Source organism: Curtobacterium sp. MCBA15_009, from assembly GCF_001864895.1.
GTDB lineage: Bacteria > Actinomycetota > Actinomycetes > Actinomycetales > Microbacteriaceae > Curtobacterium.
Genome location: NZ_MJGO01000039.1, coordinates 41,727 through 56,256, shown reverse-complemented (window position 1 = coordinate 56,256; position 14,530 = coordinate 41,727). Strand labels below are relative to the sequence as shown.

The window sequence follows — 14,530 nt, the reverse complement described above, 5'->3', positions numbered from 1 at the left end:
GGGGCGGCGGTCTCGGCGTGCGGGCAACGGGCTCCGTGGTCCGCGCCGCGGCTCACCAGTGGCGGTAGCGGTCCGGGGCCAGGTCCCACGGGTCCTTGTCGATGAGCTCGCCGACCGCACGGAAGACCGCGGTCTCGACGATGATCCGGCGGTCGAGGTCGTCCTTCTCGGGGCTGCGCGTCACGCGCTCGACGGGGATGCGGAACACCGTGACCCGGCGGCCGTCGCGGTCCACCCGCCACCGCGGCATCGCGTCCGGCAGGGTCGCGTCGGTCGGCATGTCCGCGACCTGGAACACGACACCGGCGAGCTCGTCGGGCCACAGTCCGAGCAGGTAGTGCGCGCTGTCCCCGACGATCCGGTCGAACGTCTCGGCCCGGGTGGTGATCGGCGCGAGCTCGGGGCCGGTCACGCTGGAGCGACCGCCACGACCGTGCCGGGACCGGCCGCGACCGCGGTCGATCGGGGTGACGAGGCGGGGCTTCCGACGCATCCCCACATCGTACGCGCGCACCGGGTCCGGTATGACCCTCCGCTAGGCTCCCTGGCGAGATGGACGTCAGGATCTGCAGCAAGGTCGCGTGCGGCGCGAGCGCGTCGTCGACCCTGACCTACGACTACGGCGACTCGATGGTCGTCGTCGGGCCGCTCTCGACCCGGGTCGAGCCGCACGGGTACGACCTCTGCGCCCGACACGCCGCGCGCCTGCGCGTGCCGCAGGGCTGGCAGGTGGTCCGGCGCGAGCCGCTGCCGCGCGAGGCGGACTGACCGACCGCATCCGCGACGGCGCGCCTGCGGTGGACGGTCGACGCGTAGGAGGTGACCGACGTCGGCTGGGGAGCCGCGCCTCCTGGCGTGGAAGACTGGCGCCATGCCCACCGAAGCCCAGACCGCAGCACCGTACCGCGTCGCCGACCTCGCCCTCGCCGAGGCGGGACGGCACCAGATCCGCCTGGCGGAGAACGAGATGCCGGGCCTGATGGCCCTGCGCGACGAGTTCGGCGCGTCGCAGCCGCTCGCCGGCGCGCGCATCGCGGGCTCGCTGCACATGACCGTGCAGACCGCCGTGCTCATCGAGACGCTCGTCGCGCTGGGTGCGCAGGTCCGCTGGGCCAGCTGCAACATCTTCTCCACCCAGGACGAGGCCGCCGCTGCCGTCGCCGTCGGTCCGACCGGCACCCCGGACGCCCCCGCCGGCGTCCCGGTGTTCGCGTGGAAGGGCGAGACGCTCGAGGAGTACTGGTGGTGCACCAGCCGCATCTTCGACTGGAGTGCCGAGGCCGCCGCAGCCGGTGCCGACTGGACCGGGCCGAACCTGATCCTCGACGACGGCGGCGACGCCACCATGCTCGTGCACACCGGCGCCGACGCCGAGGCCGCGGGGGTCGCACCGACGGCCGGGGCCGACGCGAGCGCCGAGTGGAAGATCGTGCTCGACACCGTCGCGCGGTCGCTCGAGACCTCGTCGGACCGCTGGACCCGCATCGCGGCCGACATCCAGGGCGTCACCGAGGAGACCACGACGGGCGTGCACCGCCTGTACGAGCTCTTCCGCAACGGCGAGCTGAAGTTCCCGGCGATCAACGTGAACGACTCGGTGACCAAGTCCAAGTTCGACAACAAGTACGGCATCCGGCACTCGCTGCCCGACGGCCTGAACCGCGCCACCGACGTGCTCATGGGCGGCAAGGTCGCGTTCGTCGTCGGCTACGGCGACGTCGGCAAGGGTGCGGCCGAGGCCCTCCGTGGGCAAGGGGCGCGCGTCATCGTGTCCGAGGTCGACCCGATCTGCGCGCTGCAGGCCGCGATGGACGGCTACCAGGTCGCACGCCTGGCGGACGTCGTCGGCGAGGTCGACATGGTCATCACCTGCACGGGCAACCTCGGCGTCGTCGGCGTCGACGAGATGCTCGGGCTCAAGCATCTCGCCATCGTCGCGAACGTCGGGCACTTCGACAACGAGATCGACATGGCGGGGCTCGAGGCGCTCCCCGGTGTGGAGAAGGTCGAGATCAAGCCGCAGGTGCACGAGTGGCGCCTGCCGACCGGGCGCTCGATCCTGGTGCTGTCCGAGGGGCGGCTCATGAACCTCGGCAACGCGACCGGGCACCCGTCGTTCGTGATGAGCAACTCGTTCACGAACCAGGTCCTGGCGCAGATCGAGCTGCACACCCGCCGCGACGAGTACCCGACCGGCGTCTACGTGCTGCCGAAGCACCTCGACGAGAAGGTCGCCCGACTGCACCTCGAGGCGCTCGGCGTGCAGCTGACCGAACTCCGCCCGGAGCAGGCGGCCTACATCGGCGTTCCCGTCGAGGGTCCGTTCAAGCCGGAGCACTACCGGTACTGAGCGCGCGGGGCGAGGCGCGCGGGGCGCGGCTGGACGTGCGCTGCGCGCCGCCCGCACGACCGAAGTGACCCGGAACCACGTGAAGACGTGGCGCCGGGTCACTTCGGTTGTGCGGACCGCACCGGCGCCGCGCGGCGCGCGTCGCGCGCGGTGCCGCCGGGGCGCGGCGCGCAGCGGTGCCGCCGGGGCGCGGCGCGCAGCGCACGCGGCGCCCCCTCAGCGCGGGAACCCCGGCGGCCGCGCCGTCGCCGCGGCCCCCGCCGCGGTCAGCAGCTCGGCCCGGGCGCGCAGCGCCCGGACGTCCCGACGGCGGCGCAGCACGGCCACGCCGGCCAGGAAGGCCTCCGGCGCGACCGGCGGCACCGGGTGTGCGAACGGCGCGACGTCGGCCGCCAGCGCCCGCGCCGCGGCGTCGCGGAGCTCCGGCCGCATCGAGGCGGCGCCACGGAAGAACGCCCCGAGCCGGTTCTCCAGCCGCTGCGGGAGCGCCGACACGTCGGCCACCCCGGCCCACGCCGTCAGCTCCGGCGGCAGCAGGACCTCGGGGTCGTGGTGCCGGGGCAGCCGCTCGTGCTGCACCACCGTGCCGGCGAGCAGGTCGCCGAGCCGCCGTGGTCGGGTGCCGAACAGCGCGACGAGCACCGCGACGGACCCGAGCGTCATCCACAGCTCGAACAGGCCGACCAGCGACCGGGTGAAGGCGTGCCGGAACCCGATCGCGCCGCCGTCGAGCCGCACGACCCGGGTACCGGTGGCGTACCGGCCGACGCTCCGACCCCTGGTGACGGTCTCGACCGCGGCCGGCACGAGCACGACCACCAGGACGAGCACCGCGATCGTCAGGGCGGGGATCCAGGCGTCGTCGAGGCCGCTCGGCCAGACGCGCGACAGCCCGAACAGCAGCATCACGTAGAGCAGGACCAGGCACAGCCCGTCGAGCAACGCCGCCGCGAGCCGCAGCGCGATGCCCGCCGGTTGGACGTCGAGCGCGACGGCCTCACCGACGACGAGCTCGTCGGTGGTCTCGTCGAGGGCGAGCGAGAAGCGGGCGTCGGCGAGGTCGCGCGGCGTGCGGGGCTTCGGCATGGCATCATTCTGTCGCAAGCGACACGCGCGACGTGAGGGGGAACACGTGGACCTGGACGCCTACGCCGAGGTGCACGGCGACCGGTGGCGGGAACTCGACCGGTCGGCGCGCGCCCGGAGCGTCTCCGGAGCCGACGTCGACCGCCTCGTCGCGGGCTACCAGGAGGCCGCGACGGACCTCGCCCGCATCCGCGGCGCCGCACCGCGGACGACGACGGGGGACCGCCTGTCGCTGACGCTGTTCCGCGCCCGCCTGCGCTTCACCGGCACGCCCGTCGACCCGCTCACCGCCCTGGTCCGGTTCTTCACCCGGCAGCTGCCGGCGGCGCTGTACCGGATCCGGTGGGTGACGATCTGGGTCGCCGTCGCGACGGTCGCGATCGGGGCCGTCGTCGCCGTCTGGATCCAGGCCACCCCGGGGGCGACGGCGACGTTCGGCACGCCGGAGGCGCTCCGGCGGTACGCCACCCAGGACTTCGTCGACTACTACTCCGACCACGGGCTCGGGGCGTTCACGGCGCAGGTCTGGACGAACAACGCGTACATCGCGGCCACCATGGTCGCGTTCGGCATCACGGGGCTCTTCGTGCCGTTCTCGATCATGCAGAACGCGGTCAGCCTCGGGGTGTCGGCGGCGATCATGCACTCGCAGGGGCGACTCGGCGACTTCTTCCTCTACATCGCCCCGCACGGGCAGCTCGAGCTGTACTCGGTCTTCCTCGCCGGCGGCGCCGGGCTGATGGTGTTCTGGTCGTGGGTCGCTCCGGGCCCGCACCGCACGCGGGCGCAGGCCCTCGCCGAGGACGGTCGTGCCCTCATCACCATCGCGATCGGCCTCGCGCTCACGCTGCTGCTCTCCGGCGTCGTCGAGGGCGTCGTCACCCGCCAGGACTGGCCGTGGCCGGTGAAGATCGGCATCGGCACCGTCGCCCTGGCCGCCGTGCTGGCGTACCAGTGGGTGCTCGGCGGTCGCGCGTTCCGGGCGGGGGAGCGCGGCGACCTCGAGGAGTTCGAGCGCGGCGCCTCCGCGCTCGTGGCCGGCTAGAGCCGCCCGCTCGCCTTCGCCCGCAGGTACGCGTCGGCCACCAGCGGCGGCAGCGCCTCGGGTGTCCCGCGCACGACCTCGGCCCCGGCCCGTCGCGCGACGTCGGCGACGCCGTCCGCGTCGAGCAGGGTGCGTTCCGCGGCGGCCCGGCGGTAGACGTCGCGCTCCGCCCCGGTGGCGGCCCCGGCGGGCAGGCGACCGGCCCTGCGGCGTCCCGGGAGGCCCGGCACCCGTCCGCCCCGCGTCGCACGTCCGTCGCGTCCCGGCTCCACGGCCGTGCTCGCCATGGCCCGGACCGCCGGGTCGTCGACGGCGGTGACGACGACGGCGTGCCGCCGCGTCAGGCGCGGCAGCACGGCGAGCAGGTCGCCGGAGGCCCCGACGGAGTCGAGGCTCGACGCGAGCACCACGAGCGCCCGCGAGGTCGTGACCGCGTCGACGAGCGCCGGCACCGCGGACCAGTCGGTCGCCGCGAGCCCCGGTTCGGCCAGGGCCAGCGCCTCGCCGAACCGCTGCACGACGTCGACCCGGGTGGCGCCGTGCACACGGTCGTGGACGGTGTCGTCGAGCACCGCGAGGTCGATGCGGTCACCGGCGGCCGCGGCGAGGGCGCCGAGCAGCAGCGCCGACTCGATGAAGGTGTCGAGTCTTGGTTCGTCGGCGACGCGCCCGGCTCCGGCCCGGCCCGCGTCGACGACGACGACCACCCGGCGGTCGCGTTCCGGCCGCCAGGTCCGCACGACGAGGTCCTGCCGGCGCGCGGTCGCCCGCCAGTCGATGGAGCGCACGTCGTCGCCGCGGACGTAGTCGCGCAGCGAGTCGAACTCGGTGCCGTGTCCCCGGAGCTGCAGCGTGGTCTCGCCGTCGAGTTCCCGGAGCCGTGCGAGCCGCGAGGGCAGGTGCCGTCGCGACCGGAACGGCGGCGTCACGACGAGTTCGCCGGGTGCCGCGAGCACCCGTTGGCGGGCGGCGAGCCCGATCGGTCCGAACGCCCGGACCGCGACGCCGGCGCTGCGGCGGCGACCGCGACGGAACGGTTCGAACCGCATCCGTGCGGTGCGGCGTTCACCGGCGGGCACGGTGAGCCGGATCCGCCGCGGCTGCTGCCCGGCGGAGGGCTCCCACATGTCCCGGACGACGCCGCGCAGCGGTCGGGTCCCGTCGTTCGCGACGACGAGGGTGCCCGCCGTGGCGGTGTCGCGCCGGGCGAGCCGGGGCATCCGACGGTCGACCCGGACGCGGCGCAGGTCGGCCGCGAGCAGGACGTCGAGCGCGGCGCCGAGCACGACGACGGCGACCCACGCCACGCCCGCCCACGCGCTGGCGAGCAGCACGGTGGGGACGATCGCGACGGCGAGCAGGACGACGAACCGGCCGGAGACCGCCACTAGATCGGCACCCGCACCTGCTCGAGCACCTGCTGCAGCACCCCGTCGGCGCCGACGCCCTCGAGCTCGGCGTCCGAGGCGACCCGCAACCGGTGCCGCCAGACCGGCAGCACCATGGCCTGCACGTGGTCGGGCGTGATCGCGTCGTACCCGGTGAGCCACGCCCACGCCTTCGCCGCCGCGAGGAGCGCCGTGGTACCGCGGGGGCTGACCCCGACCCGGACGGACGGTGCCTGCCGGGTGGCCCGGGCGAGGTCGACCACGTAGGCCAGCACGTCGTCACCGGCGCGGACGGCGCGGACGGCTCGCTGCGCCGCGAGGACCTCGTCGACGCCGACCACGGGGGTGATCCCGGCCGACCGGACGTCGCGGGGGACGAAGCCGTCGGCGTGCCGACGGAGCACCTGCCACTCGACGTCCCGCGGCGGGATGTCGAGCGTCAGCTTCACGAGGAAGCGGTCGAGCTGCGCCTCCGGCAGCGTGTAGGTGCCCTCGAACTCGATCGGGTTCATCGTGGCGGCGACGAAGAACGGGTCCGGCAGCGCGCGGGCGTCGCCGTCGACGCTCACCTGCCGTTCCTCCATCGCCTCGAGCAGCGCGGACTGGGTCTTCGGAGGCGTGCGGTTCACCTCGTCGGCGAGCAGCACGTTCGTGAAGACCGGCCCCTCGCGGAACGGGAACGTGCCGGTGGAGGCGTCGTACACGAGCGAGCCGGTGACGTCACCGGGCATGAGGTCCGGCGTGAACTGGATGCGCTTCGTGTCGAGCGACATGGCGCTCGCGAGGCTCCGGACGAGCAGGGTCTTCGCGACGCCGGGCACGCCCTCGAGCAGCACGTGTCCCTGTGCGAGGAGACCGACGATCATGCCGGAGACGGCGCCCTCCTGGCCGACGACGGCCTTGCCGACCTCGGCTCGGACCCGGCCGAAGGCCTCCCGCATCGCGGGGACGGACGGGTCGGTCGTGCTCGCGGACGTGGACGGTGCGCCGCGGTCGGCGGCGTCGTGGGGCAGGTCGGTCACGGTCGTGCTCCTGGTCGGTCGTGGTCGGTCGGTCCGGTGCGGTCCCGGTGGTCGTCGGCGGTGGCGGGTGCGCGTCCGTCGGACGGGGCGCCGGCACCCGTGGTGGGCGTCGCCCGTCGGACGTCGCCCGAGGCGGCCCGCCGGACCGCGTCCTCGAGGGCGTCGAGCGCCACGGTCCCCGCGACGAGTCCGCGGTCGTCGGTGGTCGGGCCGCCGACCAGCACCGCGCCGACGCGTGCCGGTGGGGTCCCGGTGGCCCGGGCGACGGCACGGACGACCTCGTCGACGTGCGCCGAGCGGGGGAGTCCGAGCGCCCGGCCGAGTCGGCGCACCGCGGCGACCCGCAGCGTGTCGAGTGCGTGGGTGCGGTCCCGGGCACTGGCGTACATGCGGGCGCGGCCCTCGGTGGTCTCGGCGGCGCGCACGACGACCGGCATCTGCTCGACCACGAGCGGGCCGAGGCGGCGGCCGCGCCAGACGGCCGCCGCCACGGCCACCAGTCCGAGCAGGGCGAGGGCGCCGGGCACCCAGGGCGGGGCGAGCTCGCCGAGGGTCGGTGCGGCGTCGGGCGACCCGGCCACCGGCGTGTACCAGGTCAGGTGGTCGTCCGACCCGAGGAGCGCGAGGGCGAGTGCCGCGTTGCCCGCCGTGGTGACCGTGTCGTTGCGGAGCGCCGCGGTGGTGCCGAGCAGTGTGACGTCGCCGCCCGGGCCGGCGGCGCGGACGAGCCCCCACACGCGGTCGTCCCCGGTGCCGGTCGGGGCGCACCGTTCGGCGGTCGGATCGTCGACGGCCCACCCGTACCCGCCGGTCGACACCCGCCCGGCCGCCGCCGCCTCGGGGATCGTGCAGGTCGTCGTCGCGACGGTGTCGTCCCCGTCGACCGGGGCGCTCCCGGTGACGTCGAAGCCGAACGCCTGCAGCGCGGCCTCGTCGGTGGTGACGACGACGACGTGCCGCGCGGACCGGGCGATCCGGGCCGCCGCCCCGGCGCCGAGCAGCCCGTCGGAGTCCTCGACGAAGACGGTGCCGCCGTCGACGTCCGCGGCGCGGTCCGTGACGGTCACCGTCGTGCCGCGTTGCTCGAGCACCCGGACGAGGGCGGCCGACCCGCTCGCGGTGGTGGAGGTCGGGTCGAGCGGCCGCGGGGTCCCGCCGTCGGTGCCGCGGGCCACGGCGGTGAGCACCGCGAACAGCACGGCGACCAGGACGACCGCGACCCAGAGGCCGAACCGTCGGCGCCGGGTGTCCGGCGGTGCGGCGTCACCCGCGACGCGGGCCGTGGTCGCGCTGCTCATGCGGGGACCGCCGGCTCGTCCGCACGGACCGGGCGGGCACGGCGGACGTCGCGCTCGGCGTCGAGGACCCGGCGCGCGGTCGCCTCGTCGGCGTCCGACCCGAGGTAGCGGACCGCGTCGAAAGCGGTGGCGGCGTCCTCGAGGCGGTCGCGGACCGTGGGGAACGACGCCGCGCCCCGGTCGGCGATGGCGCGGGCGGTCGCACCGGGCACGTCCGGCACCAGGTCGCGTTCGCCGAGGCCGCGGGCGAGGGCGCGGAAGCCGTCGAGCACCGCCTGCGACCAGTCCGCGCGGGCGAGCGCCCCACGGGCGGTGTCACGGAGCTCGTCGGCGGACCGCAGGTCGTCGGCGTCGAAGACGCCGCCGGTGTCGGAGGCCTTCGCGCGGGGCCGTCGTCGGGGCAGCCCGCGGGAGACGAGGACGAGCACGACGACCGCGACGAGCACGACGACCGCGATCCAGAGCGCGGTCTGCGCGACGACGGGGGAGTCGAGGCCGCCGAGGCGGAACGACCCGAGCCAGTCGAGGAACGCGCTCGAGGCGCGGTCCCACCACGTGACGTGCGCGCCGTCGTAGGCGGAGCGGTTCAGCTCGCGTTCGAGCAGCCGACGGGCCTCGTCCGGGTCGACCGTGCTCACGCGCTGCCGTCCGACGGGGGGTTCCCCGGGGCGGAGCGGTCGGACGCGTCCTGCTGTCCGGACCACGGCTGCTGCGGAGCCCACTGCTGGTGACCGGGCGCGGGCGGCTGCGGAGTCCACTGCTGCTGCCCCTGACCCGGCCACTGCCCGTGGCCCGGCCACTGTTGCGACCCGGGCTGTTGCTGCGCCCAGGGCTGCTGTTGCTGCGCCCACGGCTGCTGCGGCGTCCACTGCTGCGGGCCCGAGCGCGGGCGGACGTCGCCGGTGCCCGGCGCGAACGGGTCCGTCGGCAGTCCGGTGTCCAGGTGCGACGCGATCCGCTGGTCGAGCGCCTCGGTGCGGATGCGCCGGTCGATCGCCAGGAACGTGGTCACCGACCCGGACAGCACGTCGGTGATGCACTGCACGGCCGTGGCGAGCAGGCTGCCGACCACCACCGCGATCGTCGCACCGATCCCGATGCCGGCCGAGGCGTCCGTCTGTCCGAGGGGGTCGAAGACGCCGGAGAGCAGCGACGCACCGACGGTCAACGGCACCGCGGCGATCGAGACGGCGATGCGGAACATCACCTGCACCAGGAGCAGCACCCCGAAGGTGCGCCAGAACGCACCGCGGGTGAGCCGCCACGACTGCCCGGCGGCGTCGAAGACCCGACGACCCTCGAGCGCGATGGTCGGCACGGTCAGGGAGAAGCGGGTCGCCAACCAGGCGATCAGCACTCCGAACCCGGTGGTCACGGCGAAGGCACCGAACAGGAACCCAGCGATGCCGGAGCCACCGGTGCCGAGGACGGCGAAGAACCCGAAGAAGACCAGGAGGTAGGCGACGGCGACGACGAGGGCCGCGGCGATCTGCAGGAACATCCACGCGACGACGGAACCGCGCCGACCGGCGAGGAGCCGCCACAGCCCGCCGAAGGTCGCGCGCCGGCCGAGCACGCGCTGCGCGGTGTCCGCGGCGACGGGTGCCACCAGGAACGTCCGCCCCAGGTACGCGACGAACGGCAGGCCGATCGACAGCAGCAGCCAGGCCGTCGTGCTGCCGGCGAGGATCGCCGAGGACCCGCTGCCGCCGTCGAGGGCGGAGAACACCCGCGACTGCACGGCCCGCTGGCCGAAGGTGCTCACGAGCGTCGAGAGGAGCCCGACCACTCCGCTCAGCAGCACGCTCCAGAGCAGCAGGACGCGTGCGTTCCGTCGGAAGACCGTGAAGGCGCCGCCGAGCACGTCGCCGAAGCCCAACGGGCGGAGCGGGACCACCGGGCGGACGCCGGCGGGCCGTGGACCCGGCCCCGGGGCGGGCGGCAGCGGCACGGAGAACTGCCGCGGGCCTCCCGGCTGGCCCGGCCCGGTCGTCGGCTCCCCGCCCGGTGCGTGCCAATCGGTCATGACCCAAGCCCCCCTCGTGGTGTCGGGACGCGCCGCAGCGCGTCGTCCCGCCCATCCTGGCGGAAAACCCGGCGATCCGTCGGGACGCCGCGCGACGGGCACCGGCTATCGTGTGGGGACACGTGCCGACCCGGGCACGGTCAGCACGCCACACGGAGTCCAGATCACATGACACCGCGCATCCTCGTCGTCGACGACGACCAGGCACTCGCCGAGATGATCGGCATCGTCCTCCGGTCCGAGGGCTACGAACCCGAGTTCAGCGCCGACGGCAACGACGCCGTCGAGGCGTTCCACAGCACCAAGCCGGATCTGGTCCTGCTCGACGTGATGCTGCCGGGCATCGACGGCATCGAGGTGTGCAAGCGCATCCGTGCCGAGAGCGGCACCCCGATCATCATGCTCACCGCGAAGAGCGACACCGCCGACGTCGTCGCCGGGCTCGAGAACGGTGCGGACGACTACGTGGTCAAGCCGTTCAACCCGAAGGAGCTCGTCGCCCGCATCCGCACCCGGCTCCGGCCGAGCGCGACCGACGCGACCGTGCTGCACGTCGGCGACCTCACCGTCGACGTCGCCGGCCACGAGGTCCGTCGCGGTGACACCGTCATCGCGCTCACCCCGCTCGAGTTCGACCTGCTCCGCGCCCTCGCCGAGAAGCCGAACCAGGTCTTCACCCGCGAGATGCTGCTCGAGCAGGTGTGGGGCTACCACTACAAGGCCGACACCCGTCTGGTGAACGTGCACGTGCAGCGGCTCCGCGCGAAGATCGAGCACGACCCCGACAACCCGAAGACCGTCACCACGGTGCGCGGCGTCGGGTACCGCGCCGGAGGGGCCTGACCCCCGTGCCGCCCGCCCCGCCCGCCACCGGGACCGCAGCCGGCACGACACGGTCCGTCGGCAGCGCCACCGCGCCGATCGGCGTGGTCGGCCGCGGACGGCGACGGATGCGGCGCTGGGTCCGCCGCGGGTGGCGTCCGGTCGCCTACCTGTGGCGCCGTTCGCTCATGCTGCGGTCGGTCGCCATCACGGTCATGACCACGGGCCTGGCCATCGGCATCATCGGCGCTGCGGTCATGGTGAGCATCTCGACGAACATCTACTCGCAGCGCCGCGACCAGATCGAGTCCGAGTCCGCGCGGGCGACGAACGTGGCGCAGGGCATCTTCGACGCCGCCACCGCGACCGAGGACAGCAACCAGACCGAGCTCGAGACGCTGCAGAACGAGGCGCAGCAGGCGATCCTGTCGAACACGACGAGCCCCGGCGGCACGACCATCGCCATCGAGCGCACCCCCGGGCAGTCGACACCGCAGACGCTGCAGACCATCGTCAGCCCCGGGTTCCCCGACGCCGTCATCACCGACTCGCTGCGCAAGGCGGTCGGGGCGAACACCGGCAAGCTCAGCCTGCAGCCGGTGGAGCTCGAGGACGGCGGGCGCCGGGTCCCCGGCCTGGCGGTCGGTTCGACCCTGCAGGTCCCGAGTGCCGGCCAGTACGAGCTGTACATGGTCTACGACCTGTCCGACGCGCAGAAGACGCTCGACTTCGTCTCCCAGACGCTCTCGATCGGGGGCGTCGCGCTCATGGTGCTCATCGCCCTCGTGACCTCGCTCGTGGTCCGTCTCGTCGTCGTCCCGATCCGCGGCGCCGCCGAGACCAGTCGGAAGATCGCGGCCGGCCGGCTCGACGAACGCATCCCGGTGCGCGGCCAGGACGACCTGGCCACCCTGGCACGGAGCTTCAACGGGATGGCCGAGGCCGTCAGCCGCCAGATCACCCAGCTCGCCGAGCTCTCCCGCGTGCAGCAACGGTTCGTGTCCGACGTGTCCCACGAGCTCCGGACCCCGCTCACCACGATCCGGCTCGCCGGCGACGTGATGTTCGACTCCCGGCACGCGTTCGAACCGGCCGTCGCCCGGTCCGCCGAGCTCCTCCACGCGCAGGTGGAGCGCTTCGAGCTGCTGCTCGCCGACCTGCTCGAGATCTCCCGCTACGACGCCCAGGCCGTACAGCTCGACACGGAGCCGGTCGTCCCGGTGGCGCTCGCCGCGGACATCGTCGAGGAGTTCCGCCCGCTCGCCGAGCGCGCCGGCATCGAACTGCAGCTCGCGACACCGGGCGGCCACACGACCATGCGCCTCGACGCGAAGCGCGTCCGCCGCATCCTGCGCAACCTCGTCGGCAACGCCGTCGAGCACGGCGACGGCCGGCCGGTGCAGGTCGTCGTCGACAGCGACGTGCGGACCGTCGCGATCGCCGTCCGCGACCAGGGCGTCGGCATGCCCCCGGAGGACGCCGCCCGCGTCTTCGACCGGTTCTGGCGCGCCGACCCGAGCCGCAAGCGCACCATCGGCGGCACCGGACTCGGCCTCGCGATCAGCCTCGGCGACGCGAAGCTGCACGGCGGGCGCATCGACGTCTGGTCCCGCCCCGGCGAGGGCTCGACCTTCGTGCTGACCCTGCCGCGCAACGAGCAGGCCACCACGGCGACGTCCGCGATCCCGCTGCCCGAACTCGACGAGTCGTACGACGGCCCCCGCGCCGTGCGAGAGGAGTCCTGATGCGATCCCGCCTGCGGCACGTCGTCGCCGCCGCCCTGGCTGCGGTGACGCTCGTCGCGCTGACCGCCTGCGTGGCGATCCCCACCGACGGCGCGGTGCGCACCGGGCAGGCCGTGAAGGACGAGGCCGTCGCCGGCTTCGACTACCGCCCCGACAAGCCGACGACGGGCGCCGACCAGACCCAGATCCTGCGGGGCTTCATCGCCGCGGCCACCGGCTCCCAGGACAACTACGCGGTCGCCCGGCAGTTCCTGGCGTCGTCCTTCGCCCAGCAGTGGAACCCGCGGCACGGCGTCACGATCCTCGACGGCAGCGGCACCGTGCAGCGCGCCGACGAGCGCGAGCTCACCTTCACCCTCACCGCGAGCGCCTCGGTCGACTCCGAGGGCGAGTACACCCAGGCCGTCCGCCCGACGTCGTCGACGCTGACCTTCCAGTTCACCCGCGAGGACGGGGAGTGGCGCATCGCCTACGCCCCCGACGGCATCATCCTCACGCCGACGAGCTTCGAGTCCGTCTTCCAGCAGCACGCGCTGTACTTCTTCGACCCGACGTACCACTTCCTGGTGCCCGACGAGCGGTGGTTCCTCGCCCGCTCGTCGACGAGCACCCGCATCGCCAGCACCCTGCTCGCCGGGCCCGCCGACTGGCTCAAGGGCGCCGTCGTGTCGTCCTTCCCGGAGGGCACCCAGCTCTCCCTCAACGCGGTGACCATCGACAGCGGCACCGCGCTCGTCGACCTGTCGGGCGACGCGCTCCGTGCGAGCACCGTCGACCGCGTCCGGATGCGCGAGCAGCTCAGCAGGTCGCTCGCCTCCGTCGCGACGATCTCGTCGGTGTCCCTCACGGTGGAGGGCGCGACCCTGTCCGTGTCCGACGCGAGCGGCCCGAACGCCCAGCAGAACCCCGACGTCGACCCCCGGCCCCTCGTCGAGGAGCAGGGCGTCGTCGGCTACGCCACCCCGGGCACCGGCAAGGTGTCCGAGCTCGGCAGCGGCGTCGGTGACGCGGTGGCCGCGCTCGACCCGCGGTCCCTCGCGATCTCGGCCACGGGCCGGAACGCGGTCGTCGGCAACCGGGACGGCGTCTTCGTGGTGACCGGCAAGCGGAGCCTGCGGGTCGACACCCGCCAGGGGCTCGTCCCACCGTCGATCGACGACCTCGGCTTCGTCTGGGTCGGGCAGCGCTCCGACACCCGGCGGATCACCGCGTACGGCCTCGGCGGCGACCCGCACCAGGTCGCCACGACCCTGCCGCGCGGGGAACTCGTCTCGTTCCAGGTGTCCCGCGACTCGACCAGGGCGCTCGCGCTCATCGACACCACGGACGGTCCGGCGCTGTACGTCATGGCGATCATCCGCGGGTCCGACCGCTCGCCCTCGTCGTTCGGCGCGCCCGTGCGCGTGCAGGCGGCGACCGGCGACGCCGTCGGGGCGACGTGGGTGAACGACACCGACGTCGCGTCCGTGGCGCAGGCGACGTCCGGTCCGAACATCGTGCGCTCCACGATCGGCGGCCGGTCGAGCACCCTGCCCCGGCCGGACGGGCGCGCGACGGCGATCACCGGCGGAGGCGGGGGAGCGCTCCTCTTGCGTATGTCCGACGGTTCGGTGCTGCAGTCGACGGGCGGCAGCTGGGACACGACGGGCGTCACCGCCCACGTGCTCGGCGTGCAGCGGTAGGGCGCGCGGCCGGTGCCGCGCCGGCGCCTGCGGACCTCCCTCCACAGCGCACGCACTCTGGAGGCC

At 74.4% G+C, this 14,530-nt stretch carries 13 protein-coding genes; 6 read left to right on the top strand and 7 right to left on the bottom strand.

Features of this window, described 5'->3' with window-relative positions:
* Positions 1-52: 52 nt before the first annotated feature.
* Positions 53-493 (bottom strand): metallopeptidase family protein, encoded by a 441-nt coding sequence (locus BIU97_RS13510; RefSeq protein ID WP_071261703.1) that lies wholly within the window; start codon positions 491-493, stop codon positions 53-55.
* Positions 494-552: 59 nt separating this feature from the next.
* On the opposite strand from BIU97_RS13510, the gene BIU97_RS13505 reads away from it, so the two are divergent.
* Positions 553-768, top strand: coding sequence for a DUF3499 family protein (locus tag BIU97_RS13505; protein WP_071261706.1), 216 nt, complete (start codon positions 553-555; stop codon positions 766-768).
* Positions 769-871: 103 nt separating this feature from the next.
* Complete coding sequence (gene ahcY / locus BIU97_RS13500; RefSeq protein ID WP_071261708.1) at positions 872-2,350, top strand: adenosylhomocysteinase; 1,479 nt, start codon at positions 872-874, stop codon at positions 2,348-2,350.
* A gap of 216 nt (positions 2,351-2,566) precedes the next feature.
* Here ahcY and BIU97_RS13495 read toward each other — a convergent pair whose 3' ends face one another.
* Positions 2,567-3,436, bottom strand: coding sequence for an RDD family protein (locus BIU97_RS13495; RefSeq protein ID WP_071261710.1), 870 nt, complete (start codon positions 3,434-3,436; stop codon positions 2,567-2,569).
* Between the two features lie 46 nt (positions 3,437-3,482).
* On the opposite strand from BIU97_RS13495, the gene BIU97_RS13490 reads away from it, so the two are divergent.
* On the top strand, positions 3,483-4,481 hold the full coding sequence (locus tag BIU97_RS13490) for a stage II sporulation protein M (RefSeq protein ID WP_071261712.1): 999 nt from the start codon (positions 3,483-3,485) through the stop codon (positions 4,479-4,481).
* Here BIU97_RS13490 and BIU97_RS13485 read toward each other — a convergent pair.
* The 5 genes from BIU97_RS13485 to BIU97_RS13465 all read right to left on the bottom strand — a co-directional run bounded on the left by BIU97_RS13485 (position 4,478) and on the right by BIU97_RS13465 (position 10,215).
* Positions 4,478-5,869, bottom strand: a complete 1,392-nt coding sequence (locus tag BIU97_RS13485; protein ID WP_071261714.1) for a DUF58 domain-containing protein — start codon at positions 5,867-5,869, stop codon at positions 4,478-4,480. The two genes, BIU97_RS13490 and BIU97_RS13485, sit on opposite strands and share 4 nt — an antisense overlap.
* Entirely contained in the window at positions 5,869-6,810 is a 942-nt protein-coding gene (locus BIU97_RS13480; RefSeq protein WP_071262183.1) for an AAA family ATPase, read from the bottom strand. The genes BIU97_RS13485 and BIU97_RS13480 overlap by 1 nt, the downstream gene beginning before the upstream one ends.
* 77 nt (positions 6,811-6,887) lie before the next feature.
* On the bottom strand, positions 6,888-8,189 hold the full coding sequence (locus BIU97_RS18150) for a DUF4350 domain-containing protein (RefSeq protein WP_071261717.1): 1,302 nt from the start codon (positions 8,187-8,189) through the stop codon (positions 6,888-6,890).
* A complete protein-coding gene (locus BIU97_RS13470; protein ID WP_071261719.1) occupies positions 8,186-8,827 on the bottom strand; it encodes a DUF4129 domain-containing protein in 642 nt (213 codons plus the stop codon). The genes BIU97_RS18150 and BIU97_RS13470 overlap by 4 nt, the downstream gene beginning before the upstream one ends.
* A complete protein-coding gene (locus BIU97_RS13465) occupies positions 8,824-10,215 on the bottom strand; it encodes a glycerophosphoryl diester phosphodiesterase membrane domain-containing protein (RefSeq protein WP_083420956.1) in 1,392 nt (463 codons plus the stop codon). Before BIU97_RS13465 ends, BIU97_RS13470 begins: the two co-directional genes overlap by 4 nt.
* Positions 10,216-10,383: 168 nt before the next feature.
* On the opposite strand from BIU97_RS13465, the gene mtrA reads away from it, so the two are divergent.
* Genes mtrA through BIU97_RS13450 form a run of 3 tightly spaced genes read left to right on the top strand, consistent with a single transcriptional unit; the run spans position 10,384 to position 14,464 of the window.
* Entirely contained in the window at positions 10,384-11,058 is a 675-nt protein-coding gene (gene mtrA, locus BIU97_RS13460; RefSeq protein ID WP_071261730.1) for an MtrAB system response regulator MtrA, read from the top strand.
* Positions 11,059-11,063: 5 nt separating this feature from the next.
* Positions 11,064-12,782: an MtrAB system histidine kinase MtrB gene (gene mtrB / locus BIU97_RS13455; protein ID WP_254782997.1), complete on the top strand. Its 1,719-nt coding sequence runs from the start codon at positions 11,064-11,066 to the stop codon at positions 12,780-12,782.
* Complete coding sequence (locus BIU97_RS13450; protein WP_083420955.1) at positions 12,782-14,464, top strand: GerMN domain-containing protein; 1,683 nt, start codon at positions 12,782-12,784, stop codon at positions 14,462-14,464. The genes mtrB and BIU97_RS13450 overlap by 1 nt, the downstream gene beginning before the upstream one ends.
* Positions 14,465-14,530 lie beyond the last annotated feature (66 nt).

What these genes read in the sequence shown, in the direction of transcription:
- BIU97_RS13510 (WP_071261703.1), bottom strand. Translation starts at nt 493, where the DNA reads ATGCGTCGGAAGCCCCGCCTCGTCACCCCGATCGACCGCGGTCGCGGC.
- BIU97_RS13505 (WP_071261706.1), top strand. Translation starts at nt 553, where the DNA reads ATGGACGTCAGGATCTGCAGCAAGGTCGCGTGCGGCGCGAGCGCGTCG.
- ahcY (WP_071261708.1), top strand. Translation starts at nt 872, where the DNA reads ATGCCCACCGAAGCCCAGACCGCAGCACCGTACCGCGTCGCCGACCTC.
- BIU97_RS13495 (WP_071261710.1), bottom strand. Translation starts at nt 3,436, where the DNA reads ATGCCGAAGCCCCGCACGCCGCGCGACCTCGCCGACGCCCGCTTCTCG.
- BIU97_RS13480 (WP_071262183.1), bottom strand. Translation starts at nt 6,810, where the DNA reads ATGCGGGAGGCCTTCGGCCGGGTCCGAGCCGAGGTCGGCAAGGCCGTC.
- BIU97_RS18150 (WP_071261717.1), bottom strand. Translation starts at nt 8,189, where the DNA reads ATGAGCAGCGCGACCACGGCCCGCGTCGCGGGTGACGCCGCACCGCCG.
- BIU97_RS13465 (WP_083420956.1), bottom strand. Translation starts at nt 10,215, where the DNA reads ATGACCGATTGGCACGCACCGGGCGGGGAGCCGACGACCGGGCCGGGC.
- mtrA (WP_071261730.1), top strand. Translation starts at nt 10,384, where the DNA reads ATGACACCGCGCATCCTCGTCGTCGACGACGACCAGGCACTCGCCGAG.
- BIU97_RS13450 (WP_083420955.1), top strand. Translation starts at nt 12,782, where the DNA reads ATGCGATCCCGCCTGCGGCACGTCGTCGCCGCCGCCCTGGCTGCGGTG.